The following is a 12,709-nucleotide window of genomic DNA, read 5'->3' on the forward strand; positions in this document are numbered from 1 at the left end:
TGAGGACGGTTGGAGGACTTGCTGGTCGCTCAACGTACTGCATAGCCGGCCTCCAGTTCAGAGGAGGAGAGACTGCTTGTCCGATTAAGTCGGCTCGCAGCTTGGGCGATCTCCTCGATGCGCCATGGTTGCATATCTCCGTCGGTGGTCGCCCGTTGCACGGCACATGCACGCATGTATGTGCAAAAATGCGGAACCGGGTGTTTCTCGGCGAGTTCGAGAATGGCGCGATAGGTGATTTCAGCGGATTGTTCTTGAAGCATGCCGAAGAGGCGTTCGCGCGCGTCCTGAGCATCATCACGTACCGTTGGGGAATAGACCCCGCCTCCAGCGCGATTAAGGTCATTCTTCACCCGGATGATGCTGTGCATCAGGAGGTACAGCTCCTTCAGGTAAGTTGGACTGTTGAAACCACCAATGCTAAGGACTGCATTATGTCGTCCACCCAGCAACTCCACGCTAAAGGCTTCGCCGAACCGCTCGGCAGCTGCGGGGGAAAGCTTTCTCAGGGCTGTTTTCAAGGCAGGGAGCGACAATGTGGGGTCGGCGTCGGTACGGATCGCGTACCAAGCGGGCAATTGCTCGGCCGGTGTCGTTGGGTCGGTGATCTTGTCCAAAGCCAGCCCGGCGATCTCCGCCGCTGGTAAGATGTCACTACCAATGATGCGTCGGCTATAGCGCAGGCACTCTAGGTTCTGTACCGGATGGTTCATCAGCCAACGCTTAAGCAAGGGTGCCAGCGTCGGGTGCAGCGCGGGCGCATGATAGACCACATCGTGCAGGACATAGAAAGGATGCTGCTTGGGCTGAGTGTTGGACAACTCCCACTCGATTTCTCGGTACAGGAATGCGGTCGCCTCAGCCAGATGTTGTCGGCATAAGCTATCAAACCAGAGAGGGAAGCCATTGAGCTCGAAAAGGGCGTAACGCAAGGCCGACTCCGCTTCACGCGCGTCCAATTTGGCAATGTCTTCCTGGCTCTGGAGTTCGATGACGAGGCCAGTCAACCCAAACATTACCGCCGCTGGGATACTGTTCGGCTCAGCACCTTCTGAGCGTAACTGCGGCCGGTAGGCACGCCAGAAAGCGATGGCTGCTTCGCGATAGGCTTCGGCAACCGCCAGACCAAACTCAGGAATCAGTGCGCGCCAATCACTGCCATCAAGCTTCGTGGACGATCCTGAGCCATCACGAATATGCTCCATCAAGTGAAACTGGAAGTTACTCACCTCGCTCGGTTGCAAGCCAGGCGGGTGACGCACTAGATCGGGATTGGCTTTGAGGCGCTCGACAAAGTGCGTCCACTGGTTACTTTCTCGCTTTTGCTGTCGCGCATGCTGGCGACGGTATTTTCTTTCCTGTTCCTGATAACGCATGAGGGTGGGATTTGGTTTCGGGTTGAGCAGTACATGCAGGGCTTCCTGCAAAGTTGCATGGCCATGCGTAATGGCCAGCAATTGTTCACGCCAGAGTGGAGGCTTGTCATGCTCATTGAAGGTGCGATAAGCCCTCGCGAGCGCAACAAACTGGTCATCTTCTAAAGGTCGATGCCTAACCCAGTCCAGCATTCTGGGGAAGCTGTCCGCATCAAATGCCCAGAAGTGCCATGAACAGCTAACCAGCCAATCGTCCTTGAGGCTTTGCTTCCTGAGTGCCTGCCGCGTGCGGCAGTTCTCGATGCACCGCCAGAACAGTGCGTCGTTCAGGTCTGGCCACGCGGGAACCAAGGTCGTCAATGCACCTTTGATGTCGCCCAGTTCGCTACCGTGCCACTGCATAAGCTCGGGGGCCGCCGCAAGAACACTCAGGGTCGTGGAGGACAAGGCGGCTGGGGCCCGCTTAGCGATGAGGTGCTCTACGCATTGCAAGGCTATTGGCATTAACCAGTAATACGCTTTCGAAAGCTCGCACTCGCCATGCTCCAAATGCGGCTTTAACTGCAGGTAAGTCAGCAAACCGGTGGCAAAGGCGTGCAAGTAATCGGTTGATGTGGGTTCTTCGCAGCCAGCCAAGCTGTTCACGAAATCCGTCAGATAGCCTGCGAGTCCACTGGAGTCGTAACGCTTGTAGCCCACCGAGCGAGGGAATGTTTCCAGAATGAAGTCAATAGAGGCCTTCTGTGGAGGTGCATAAGCGACCAACTCGGCAAACACTGCGCGGGGGATTTCCCCCGCGTTGTCCAGAATGGCCCGCCAAAGCTCGCTAAAGCGCCCATTGTCGGCCAAGCACCCAACTGCACGCACTGCTACCAGACGAGCATATTGGTCGCGTTGTGGATCCGCAGCAATTCGGCTCAGTGGCGCAAGGCATTTAGTCATTTTTCCTTGCCAAACCAGGCGTCCCAAAATGAACATCACCCGGTCATTCTCGAAGTGTTCTTCGATGAGCTGGAGCGTGAAGGGTTCCAGCTCGGGCGTGGCAATTCGTACGATTGCACTGTTATCCAGCCCTCTGAGCGACGCTCTCGGGTCGGTGATCTGCTCAATCACCTTTTTCAGGGTCGCCCCGCGCGCGGCGAGTGGCAATGCCGCAGCGTCCCCGCCCTCCACGACGACTTCTGGGTGATGCGAAATGACACGCTCACGGATGCGTTCGTCGAACAGAATCAACCAGGGCAGGAGAGGGCGCAGGCGCGCACTCAGCACGGTCAGCCCATAGCGCGGACGAAATATCCAGGACTCAATTTCGTTGCGATTAGTCTCGGTACCCAGCTGTTGGTGGATCCAGCGCGCTGCGAGCAATTCTCGTACCTCGCGATGGCGGAAACGCACCTCTCCGTAAATTGGCTCTCCAAAAATCCCGCTGGTGAGCAGAGCATCGCGTTCCCCAACAGACCATTCGGGCAGCAGCACCGCCGGATCGATGCCCTCACCGGTGCTTGTAGCTTGGAACCGCACGCTAGCAATGCCGCTCAGGACCACCGCTATGGCAAGCAATTGGGCGCCGTCCCTCAGACGTGTCAGCGTCAGCGAAGGAGCGTTCCACCCTGCTTGGGTTAACTGCCGGGTAACGCTTTCCTCCAGGATGGTCAACCGACTCACCAATACCTGGCCGGTTTTCCACGCGTGAATCAGGTCACGCAAGTCGAACGGTAGCTGCGCCAAGGTGAACAGATTGCTGCGCTCTAGCTCGTGCAAGAACGTGGAGCTATTCGGTACGTCGCTACACTCGGCAAAAACCCGGATGTCCTCGACTGATAAGGCGGTCATCTGGTAAACGTTGAGTGCAGGGAGTGGTTCTTCGTTGGTGTGCGCGGTAAACCATTGCGAAGTGACTTGGTCTGCGTTCAGGCTGATGCTGGGCTGATCTGGTTCACACTCAAGCGTGGTCATGTCAGCATGAAACGGAAGAATCGCTTCAAGCAGTGCGCGGTCTCGCTGAGGGCGCCAGGCATAAGGGCGGCTTGATACATAAATATGCGCACGATTGCTGGCCAACCCCACTCGACCGGCAAAATTACGCAATGCGTGTTCGAAAATCCGTACCGCCGTGAGGCGAATTTCATCTACGGAATCGAGGAAAAACCAACCTTCGTCGGAACTCGCTAGCCATTTAATAAACGCCTCTGCCGATCCCACTTCGAAAGCATTCTCAAAATGCTCCGATAGGTCTTCGATACGGATGAAGAAGGCTGCTTTTCCCTGATCTTGCAGTCGCCGTGCGGCCCCTTCCAACTCGTAGGTCTTACCTGCGCCAGCTTCGGCTAGGATGACCACGCGGTATTCATCGAACAACTGCTCCCACGCCTTGACGTCAGTCGAAGCGCTTGCAAGCAACAGTTCTCCTATAGGAAGGTCGTCCTTCTGATAGGCTTCCGGAACAAGGCGGAAACCCCTGCTGAGCGGTACCTGGGGCATATGGCATCCCTGCGTTAAAGGTTCAAGGTTGTCTTAGCGGTATGCCGCAGCCCCCTCAACATAGCACTGGTGTACGGCTCCATGCTTTTTCGAGGTGCGCCGGCATCAAGCGACAGCTGGCAGAATGATATCCCAGCGCTTCACTGCGCACCGGAATTTGTAGGCCTGGGCTCACGGACGCTTAGAATGGCCGCTGGACTTAATGCCTGGATGCTTGTCAGAGGAGCAAGGATGGACGGGGGCTATTGGCTAATGGAGTTTATCAGCGCCCAAGGTCCGAGATGCGAGCTGACTTTTCCCAAGAAGCGATTGCCGAACTCTTTCTCACGCTTCTTCATCGCAGAGCGCAGGTGAGAGGCCGCTATCGGCCAAAAGCGGACGATCAATTAGGAGTTGTAACTAAGAGTTGTCCGCCATTTAATGAGTGATCGAACATCAGGTTGGTGAACCTAAAATGAGTAAATTGGGTTGCACGTGTGGCCATGTGATTACCGATCAGACCGACGGCTTGTCCTATAAGGCGAGTCTGCTTCGCGACGAGATAGAAAATGAATTTTGGGATGAGGTGCACCGTGAACTTAAACCTCTGGTAGAGGCGGCGGAGTCCGGAGACAAGGCTGCGATCGCCGATGCATTTGGCGAGTTTTCACCCTTGTTCAGCGCTGCTGACAAGCTGCAAGACCGGATATCCAGCCTCTACATTCGCCGAATGTCGACTGCCTACGAGTGCCAGAACTGTGGACGCCTTTGGGTGCAAAAAGATAACAGTGAAAGATTTGTTTCCTATGTCCCTGAGGAGGGCGCATATGGCGCAATCCTGGCAGTGGCATCAGGAGAATCTGCAAATCTGAATTAAGCTTTGCGATTGGTCGGAAGCGGAGATTGCAATCGGCAGCAATCGGCCAGAAGCAGTCATATGCGATTCGTATACGTGCGCATTAACGGGCGAATCATTTAACAGGCCTAGGATTGATTGCACCGATCAGAAGCACCACCTGTCCCGTCATGCTTTGCCCTACCACGGCCCGATTTTTGTGGCGTTTGGCGAGAGAATCCCGGCGCCCGCCAGGTGAGGTGAAGCATCAGGGTTGCACAAAGTGCAAAGGGCAACCCCACCCAGATCGACACTTTGTAGGCCAGCAATACTCCCGCTGCGCTACCAACGAAAGCGGCTAGAACGAAAAAGCCGACGCCTGCCATTTCCGTTCCCGGTCGAATAATGAATTTTAGTAAGCCATGCATCGGTAACTTCTCTACAAAAGGTGTTCTTGTATCGCCTTGATAGGCCTAGGTCTCATCAATCGTCATTGATGCGAGTCGTTTTCTCTCGGCGTCAGTGGGAATGAACCCTGTCGTTTCCGCGAGCAAGACAGGCTGACCGGTACTGTTGTTCACGATCACCTCGGCTTGCGCTCGATTACCGTCACTAATCCCCCTGATTTTCCACACGCAGGTCAACTCATCTCCAACGTAAACGGGGCGCTTGAAACGTAAACTCATGGAGGAGGCCAACCACCCCAATTGCCCTCCGATCTCCGTAATCAATGTCGCCGTCAGCAAGCCATGAGTGATGACCCCATCAAAGCCTTTGGCCTCCGCATACTCGGCATTGGAATGCACTGGGTTGTGATCGCGTGATAGCGCTTCAAACTGGACGATATCTGCGTCCGAAAAAGTGCGTTTGATTTCGAAAGTATCGCCTTCCTCAAGTCCCTCAATTGCCTTCTGGCGCAGTACGTTCATTGACAGCTCCGATGATCTAAAAAGTATGATCTGGCCCGGGGAATGAACCCGACTCGACGTCTTTCGCAAAGGCTTGAGCAGCGTCACTCATCACCTTTCTCATATCCGCGTACTGCTTGACGAATCGCGGCAACTGACCATCCCGTAGCCCCACCATGTCCTGCCAGACGAGCACCTGAGCATCGCAGCCATTTCCGGCACCAATTCCGACGGTAGGAATGGAGACTGTCTCGGTAATTCTCCTTGATACGTCGCCTGGCACCATTTCAATGAGCAGACCAAAAGCTCCAGCGCGTTCGAGGGCAACACTCAAATCAATCAACCGCTGTGCATCCTCGCCTTTGCCTTGTATACGGTATCCGCCCAGTTGGTGTTCTGCCTGCGGGGTAAAGCCGATATGGGCCATTACCGGAATACCTGCGGCTACCAGCATTTCGACCTGTGCAAGCATCTCGATTCCACCTTCCAGCTTCACGGCATGAGCGCCACCTTCTTTCATAAAACGCACTGCAGTATGGAAGCACTGCTCCGGCGATCCCTGATAAGAGCCAAAAGGCAAATCCGCAATGACTAGCACCCGCGTAGTAGCGCGAGAAACTGCTCTGACCAGAGGTAGCATCTCGTCCACTGTTATCGACAACGTCGAATCGTGCCCAAACACATTGTTGGCTGCCGAATCGCCTACGAGCAGCACCGGAATGCCTGCCGATTCAAATACCGACGCGGCGTACATGTCATAAGCAGTCAACATGGCCCATTTCTGACCCCGTGCCTTCATGTCCCGTAAATGTGGAATTCGTACCCTGCCGCGAAGAGGGCTTTTGTACGGGGCGTTATTTTGCTCAGACATATCGCTTCCTCATTTCAAGTGAACAGCCGTTCCGCAGCAAGAACCACAGCGATTACGATCATCGCGGCTCCAGATATTCGGCTCACATTGATGGCCGCTGCTGGTCGTGAAGCAAGCACCGCCCCGGCGCCATAACCGACCGCGAGATAGACGACGCCGCAACTGAAACCGTGAATCAGACCTAACGCGACAATCTGAGCCCCGACTGGCCAGGCGGCTGACACATCAGTGAACTGAGGCAGCAGCGCCAGGAACAACAACAGAACTTTCGGGTTGAGACCGCTGACGCACAATCCCTTTATCGCCCAGGCCATCCAGCGACCGTCATTGCTGGATGTCCCTTGAACAGGCAACGATGGCTTGAGCAACATGTTGAAGCCGAGCCATAAGAGATAGGCCGCCCCCATCAGCGTTAATGTCAGCAATGCATAGGGTATTTTTATCAGCACTCCACCCACGCCTGCAGCGACGATCAGCGTGGCAACAAGGTGACCGCAGAGCATGCCGACTACGGCTGGTAGGACACGGCCTCGCAAACCTGCCGATATCGCGTAGGCCCAGTCGACTCCGGGTGTGATAACAAACAAAAATGATACGGCCCAAAACGCCATGATCAGAGAAACAGTCACGATCAAATCCTTCCTTTTCCATCAACTCACAGCGCCGCTTGGCCGTGAAAAACCGTGATAGAAGGATAATGAATACGAAGTGGTATTATCTTTCGAAGATACCCGTCGAAGCTCACTGAATTAGAAGGCTTTCCTGAATGGATCGTGTGGACAAGAAGATTCTTGCGCAACTGCAGCAAGATGGTCGTCAGTCGCTGACTGAGCTGGCCGAGCGCGTGGGTCTCAGTTTGTCTCCATGCCATCGACGCGTTCGGGCGATGGAAGATGCGGGAGTGATCAAAGGTTATCGAGCTCAACTATCCGCAACTGAGATAGGACTCAATTTCTCTTCCCTGGTATTCGTGACGCTTCGAGAGGGACATCAAAAGGCAGTAGCTGATTTTGAAGAAGCTTTACCGCGCATTCCTTACATCGTCCAAGCGCAGAGACTTTTTGGCGATCCTGATTACCTGCTGATGGTGGTGACAGCAGATCTTCCTGCGTTTCAAAAACTATACGATGAGGAACTGTCGAGGTTACCCAACGTACAGCGCCTGACATCGACGCTGGTGATGAAGCACGTGATCATTGATCGCCCACTGCCGCTGGGCTGAAGTTCTAGCGTGGGGAAGCCATCTGGCTCTGACTGCCGCATATTGCCGCTTCTGGCCGATAGCTGTCACTCCTGACCGTCCGCATTCGGCCAGAATCTGACATTGCCGGCGAAAACCCGCATGTCTATGAGAAGGGCAGTGGGGCTGCCATTCGTCAGCAGTACGAAAAGCCCCTCCTTGACAGGCAAGTTATCTGGGCAAATACTCGCCGCAAGATTCATATAGATGACTAGATAACAAGGTGAATAAAGTCGATGAATTCTTTATCCAGTGATGCCCGACTCCCGCTGTACCAACGCCTGCGTGACCAATTGGCTGAGCAGATCGCCAATAATCGCTGGCGTCCGGGGGAGGCGATCCCTACTGAAGCGGCGCTGTCTGCGGAATACCAACTGTCCACCGGCACGGTGCGCAAAGCGATTGATGCGTTGGTCATTGAGGGCATTCTGGAGCGTCAGCAAGGGCGAGGGACGTTTATTCGCCGGGCGCAGTTTCAATCCTCATTGTTCCGTTTCTTCCGATTCCAGACTGTTTCCGGTGAGCGCCAGGTCCCGGAGAGTCGCATCCTCTCGATCGAGCCCGTTGCCGCACCTTCGGCCGTAGCGCAAGCACTGGGGTTGCCCGCCGATGCGCCGGTCATTCGTATTGTCCGTGTGCGTCTGCTCGATGTTAAGCCGGTGCTCGCCGAAGAAATCTGGTTGCCCCGCCAGCGGTTTCAGGCGCTGCTGGAGATCGACCTCAGTCGCGAAGGGCCGCTGCTGTATCCGATCTACGAAGAAGTGTGCGGACAGGTTGTTGCATCGGCCGAAGAAACGCTGACCGCTGAATCGGTGAATGACGTGCATGCCCGATTGCTCCAGGTAGCGGTCAACAGTCCGGTGATCGTGATCGAGCGTCTGGCCCGCGATTACGCGGGTAGCCCGCTGGAATGGCGTCGCTCGCGCGGCCACGCGGAGCACTTCCGCTACAGCGTGGATATTCGCTGACGTCTGCCTGCGTAGCGGAGCGTTCTGCGGCGGCTAGATCGCCGCCCGATTTCTGTTTGTTTGCCAAAGCTGACCCTGTCGCGGTGCGGTTGGCTGTCGGCTGCCTTGCGTAACACCTATAAGGATAAGAATCATGTTCAGCTGGTATCGCCAAGTTACTCCTCGGGAGCGCAAAACGTTTTGGGCCTGCTTCGGCGGATGGTCGCTCGACGCGTTGGAAGTACAAATGTTCGGTCTGGCGATTCCGGCGCTGATCGCCGCTTTCGCGCTGACAAAGGGCGATGCCGGATTGATCAGCGGCGTTACCCTCGTCACCTCGGCACTCGGTGGCTGGGTGGGTGGGGCGTTGTCTGACCGCTATGGCCGTGTGCGCACGTTGCAGTTGATGATTTTGTGGTTCTCGTTCTTCACCTTTCTCTCGGCCTTCGTCACGGGCTTCAATCAGCTGTTGGTGGTCAAAGCGCTGCAGGGTCTCGGAATTGGCGGGGAGTGGGCGGCCGGCGCGGTGCTGATGGCCGAGACGATCAATCCGCACTATCGCGGCAAGGTCATGGGCACTGTGCAAAGTGCCTGGGCGGTGGGTTGGGGCCTGGCGGTCGGGGTGTTCACGCTGATCTATATCTCGGTGCCACAGGACATGGCCTGGCGTGTGATGTTCCTTGTCGGGTTGCTGCCGTCGTTCCTGATCATCTGGGTACGTCGTAACGTTGAGGAGCCGGACAGCTTCCAGCGTCTGCAAAAAGACAACGCCATCCCGCAGAGTTTCTTCAAGTCGCTCGCCGGCATTTTTCGCCCGGAACTGATTCGCGTGACCCTGTTTGGCGGGCTGCTTGGACTGGGCGCGCACGGTGGCTATCACGCGGTAATGACCTGGTTGCCGACCTTCCTCAAGACCGAGCGCAATCTCTCTGTGCTGAACTCGGGCGGGTATCTGGCGGTGATCATCTTCGCCTTCTGGTGTGGTTGTGTGGCCAGCGGCTATTTGATCGATCGCATTGGCCGTCGTAAAAACATTGTGCTGTTTGCCTTGTGCTGCGTGGTCACGGTGCAGTGCTACGTATTTTTGCCGCTGACCAATACGCAGATGCTGTTCCTGGGGTTCCCGTTGGGGTTCTTCGCTGCCGGTATTCCGGCCAGCCTGGGAGCGCTCTTCAACGAACTTTACCCTGCCGATGTACGCGGTGCCGGCGTTGGCTTTTGCTACAACTTTGGCCGCGTGCTGTCCGCTGTATTTCCATTCCTGGTCGGGCACATGAGTGACTCCATGTCGCTGGGTTCGGCGATTGGTATCGATGCCGGGATCGCCTACGGCGTGGCGGTGCTTGCCGCACTTTGCCTGCCTGAAACCCGGGGCAGGGACCTTGAAGCCAATGCCACCTCCGTTTCGGCCGGTATCAACGGCAATCAACGCGCTCGGGCGTGATGATCCTAACCTTCAGTAGATAAAACCTATGTCAGATACCCGCCCCAAGTCGATCACCGGCATCGACTCCCATGCCCATGTGTTCAGCCGTGATCTGCATCTGATCGGTGCACGGCGCTACACCCCTAAGTACGACGCCACGCTTGACCAGTACCTTGAGCATTTGCAAACGCATAGTCTGAGTCACGGTGTATTGGTGCAACCAAGTTTCCTTGGCACCGACAATAGCTACCTGTTGGCGGCGTTGAAGCAAGCGCCGCAGCAGTTGCGCGGTGTGGTAGTGCTGGAGCCAAGCGTCAGTCGTTCTACCTTGAATGACATGGCTCGACTGGGCGTGGTCGGCGTGCGCTTGAACCTGATCGGCAAGGCGTTACCTGATTTTCGTGACAGTGCCTGGCAAGGTTTTTTCAGCAATATCGTTGATCTCGACTGGCATGTCGAGTTGCACCGGGAAGTCAAGGATCTGCCGGGCCTGATCCAGCAATTGACGCCGTTCGGCGTGAAGTTGGTGATCGATCACTTTGGGCGGCCGGACGCGAATGCGGGTCTCGATCAGCCAGGGTTTGGCGAGTTGCTTGAGGCCGGATCGAAAGGTCCGATCTGGATCAAGGTATCGGGAATCTATCGTTTGGGAGGTACGCCACAACAGAACATTGATTTCGCTCGAAGGGCATTAGCGTTGCTGGAACAGAGCTTCGGCCTGCATCAGTTGGTATGGGGCAGTGACTGGCCGCATACGCAGCATGAGCAAAACATCGGTTTCGCCACCGTCGTCGACCAGTTGCAAGCTTTGGAACTTTCGGCGCAAGCCAGCGACTCGCTGCTGGTGCAAGCGCCTCGAAGGTTATTCGGTTTTTATAAAGACTAACGCTGAAACTTAGCAGTTGCAGTTGCCATTCATCTCACCCACTTACAAGAGTTTGGGCACCAGCCCAACCGAGAACCTTTCATGACTCCCTTAGATATAGATCTGTTACTGACCGCATTGATCAGCGTCCTGGTGCTGGTAGCGCTGATCGTCTCGCGCCTCAAAATGCACCCGCTGCTGGCTTTGCTGGTAGTTTCCGTCGGCGTAGGCTTTGCAACCGGTATGGAGCCAGATGGCATCGTCTCCCACTTGGTCACCGGCGCCGGCAAGACACTGGGGGCAGTGGGGGTGGTCATCGCGCTGGGGGCGATGCTCGGCAAAATTCTTGCTGACGCCGGCGTCACCGAGCTGATTGCTGCGGTCATCCTCAAGCGCACAACGGATCGGATGATTCCGTGGGCGATGATGATGGTCGCGTTTGTGATTGGCATTCCGATGTTTTTCGAGGTCGGCCTGGTGATCATGCTGCCGCTGATCTTCAGCGTGGCGCGCAAGCTGGAAAGTCAGGCGCGCTTCAAGGGTTCAGCGTATGTCTATGTGGGCGTTCCGGTGATTGCCGCACTGGCCGCTATGCACGGCATGGTCCCGCCGCACCCTGGCCCGTTGACGGCCATCGCCGCGCTGAAAACCTCGGTCGGGCCGACCATGCTCTATGGTTTCCTGGCGGCTATCCCGGCCATGATTTTAGGCGGTCCACTGTATGGCGCATTCATTTCCCCGCGCATGAGCACTCGGCCCGATCAGGTGTTGCTGGATCAGTTCACCCTGGCTGAAAAAGCCGACGATAAATCAAGCCCCAGCGTATACCTTGGCGTGCTGGCAGCCTTGCTGCCGGCGATCCTGATGCTGATCCATGCCGTCGCCGAGATGGTATTGTCCAAGGACAATGCGCTGCTGAAAATGGCCGGTTTCCTCGGCAATCCGCTGATAGCGATGCTGCTGGGCGTGCTGTTCGCTGGGGCCAGTCTGGTACTCGCGCGCGGCGGCGATGCGGGGCAATTGCGCGACTCGCTGGGCAAGAGCCTCAAGCCAATCGCCTCGATCATCATGATCATCGCCGGCGGAGGTGCCTTTCAGGAACTGCTAACCAGCGCCAAGGTGGGCGATGCGATTGTGCACCTGACTCAGCAGTCGGCGTTCCCTCCGCTGATCCTCGGTTGGTTGATCGCCATGTTGCTTTCGGTATCTACCGGTTCCGCCACGGTAGGTATCGTGGGGGCTGCCGGCTTGCTGGCGCCGCTTGCCGGTGCTGATCCCAGCCTCAACCTGCCGCTGCTGGCCTTGTCCATTGGCTGCGGCTCGTTGTTCTTCAACTACGCCAACCATGCAGGTTTCTGGATGGTGAAGGAATCCTTCGGCATGACGATGGGCGAAGCCACCAAGACTATTTCGGTGGTGCAATCGATCGTCGCCGTGGTCGGTTTGATTGTGGTGTTGCTGTTGAACGTGGTCGTGTAATGACCTGAGGCGGCGTCAAATCAGGACGCCGCCATCTGTGAAACCCCTTATTGGCCGTCGATCAGGCGCGGCAGTTGCAGCGGATTGGACTCGCGCAGTGCCTCACCGACCGCTTTTGGCCGGAAGCGGCCCCTGAAATATGTCTACGAAATCCATGGCGATTCAAATGACGGATCCTCGTGGGGGCTCAGATCTGAAGCGGCTTTACAGATTCGGCTCCGAGGTATAGAGGTTTAGGGATAATCTTTTGCATGACTACTTCAATAAGAGGAGTTGTGTTGGCTTGCACCGCGACAGCTGGC

At 56.1% G+C, this 12,709-nt stretch carries 10 protein-coding genes; 6 read left to right on the forward strand and 4 right to left on the reverse strand.

The genetic code is table 11. The annotated features are described in order from the left end of the window. Positions 1 to 29: 29 nt before the first annotated feature. Positions 30 to 3,734, reverse strand: a complete 3,705-nt coding sequence (locus AC1RMX_RS05295) for an NACHT domain-containing protein (RefSeq protein ID WP_493070835.1) — start codon at positions 3,732 to 3,734, stop codon at positions 30 to 32. Between the two features lie 577 nt (positions 3,735 to 4,311). On the opposite strand from AC1RMX_RS05295, the gene AC1RMX_RS05300 reads away from it, so the two are divergent. Continuing rightward, positions 4,312 to 4,713, forward strand: coding sequence for a DUF8617 domain-containing protein (locus tag AC1RMX_RS05300; RefSeq protein ID WP_493070837.1), 402 nt, complete (start codon positions 4,312 to 4,314; stop codon positions 4,711 to 4,713). A 431-nt stretch (positions 4,714 to 5,144) separates the two neighbouring features. On the opposite strand, the gene AC1RMX_RS05305 is transcribed toward AC1RMX_RS05300, so the two are convergent. Genes AC1RMX_RS05305 through AC1RMX_RS05315 form a run of 3 tightly spaced genes read right to left on the reverse strand, consistent with a single transcriptional unit; the run spans position 5,145 to position 7,085 of the window. Further along, positions 5,145 to 5,600, reverse strand: a complete 456-nt coding sequence (locus tag AC1RMX_RS05305) for a MaoC family dehydratase (RefSeq protein WP_493070839.1) — start codon at positions 5,598 to 5,600, stop codon at positions 5,145 to 5,147. Positions 5,601 to 5,616: 16 nt separating this feature from the next. Further along, positions 5,617 to 6,450: a 3-methyl-2-oxobutanoate hydroxymethyltransferase gene (gene panB / locus AC1RMX_RS05310; RefSeq protein ID WP_493070841.1), complete on the reverse strand. Its 834-nt coding sequence runs from the start codon at positions 6,448 to 6,450 to the stop codon at positions 5,617 to 5,619. Positions 6,451 to 6,464: 14 nt separating this feature from the next. Then, positions 6,465 to 7,085: a LysE family translocator gene (locus AC1RMX_RS05315; protein WP_493070843.1), complete on the reverse strand. Its 621-nt coding sequence runs from the start codon at positions 7,083 to 7,085 to the stop codon at positions 6,465 to 6,467. A 131-nt stretch (positions 7,086 to 7,216) separates the two neighbouring features. On the opposite strand from AC1RMX_RS05315, the gene AC1RMX_RS05320 reads away from it, so the two are divergent. The 5 genes from AC1RMX_RS05320 (at position 7,217) to AC1RMX_RS05340 (ending at position 12,407) form a co-directional block, all read left to right on the forward strand. Further along, positions 7,217 to 7,672 carry an Lrp/AsnC family transcriptional regulator gene (locus tag AC1RMX_RS05320; RefSeq protein WP_493070845.1) on the forward strand — a complete coding sequence of 152 codons (456 nt, stop codon included), beginning with the start codon at positions 7,217 to 7,219 and terminating at the stop codon, positions 7,670 to 7,672. A gap of 254 nt (positions 7,673 to 7,926) precedes the next feature. Continuing rightward, the gene (locus AC1RMX_RS05325; protein ID WP_096820453.1) at positions 7,927 to 8,658 is read left to right on the forward strand and encodes a GntR family transcriptional regulator; all 732 of its coding nucleotides are present in this window, start codon (positions 7,927 to 7,929) and stop codon (positions 8,656 to 8,658) included. 133 nt (positions 8,659 to 8,791) lie between these two features. Next, positions 8,792 to 10,081, forward strand: coding sequence for an MFS transporter (locus AC1RMX_RS05330; protein WP_458555817.1), 1,290 nt, complete (start codon positions 8,792 to 8,794; stop codon positions 10,079 to 10,081). A gap of 28 nt (positions 10,082 to 10,109) precedes the next feature. Next, positions 10,110 to 10,949 carry an amidohydrolase family protein gene (locus AC1RMX_RS05335; RefSeq protein WP_493070848.1) on the forward strand — a complete coding sequence of 280 codons (840 nt, stop codon included), beginning with the start codon at positions 10,110 to 10,112 and terminating at the stop codon, positions 10,947 to 10,949. A gap of 81 nt (positions 10,950 to 11,030) precedes the next feature. Then, a complete protein-coding gene (locus AC1RMX_RS05340; RefSeq protein WP_096820456.1) occupies positions 11,031 to 12,407 on the forward strand; it encodes a GntP family permease in 1,377 nt (458 codons plus the stop codon). Positions 12,408 to 12,709: the final 302 nt, after the last annotated feature.

The sequence above is a fragment of the Pseudomonas sp. GW822-FHT03F04 genome (assembly GCF_058801405.1).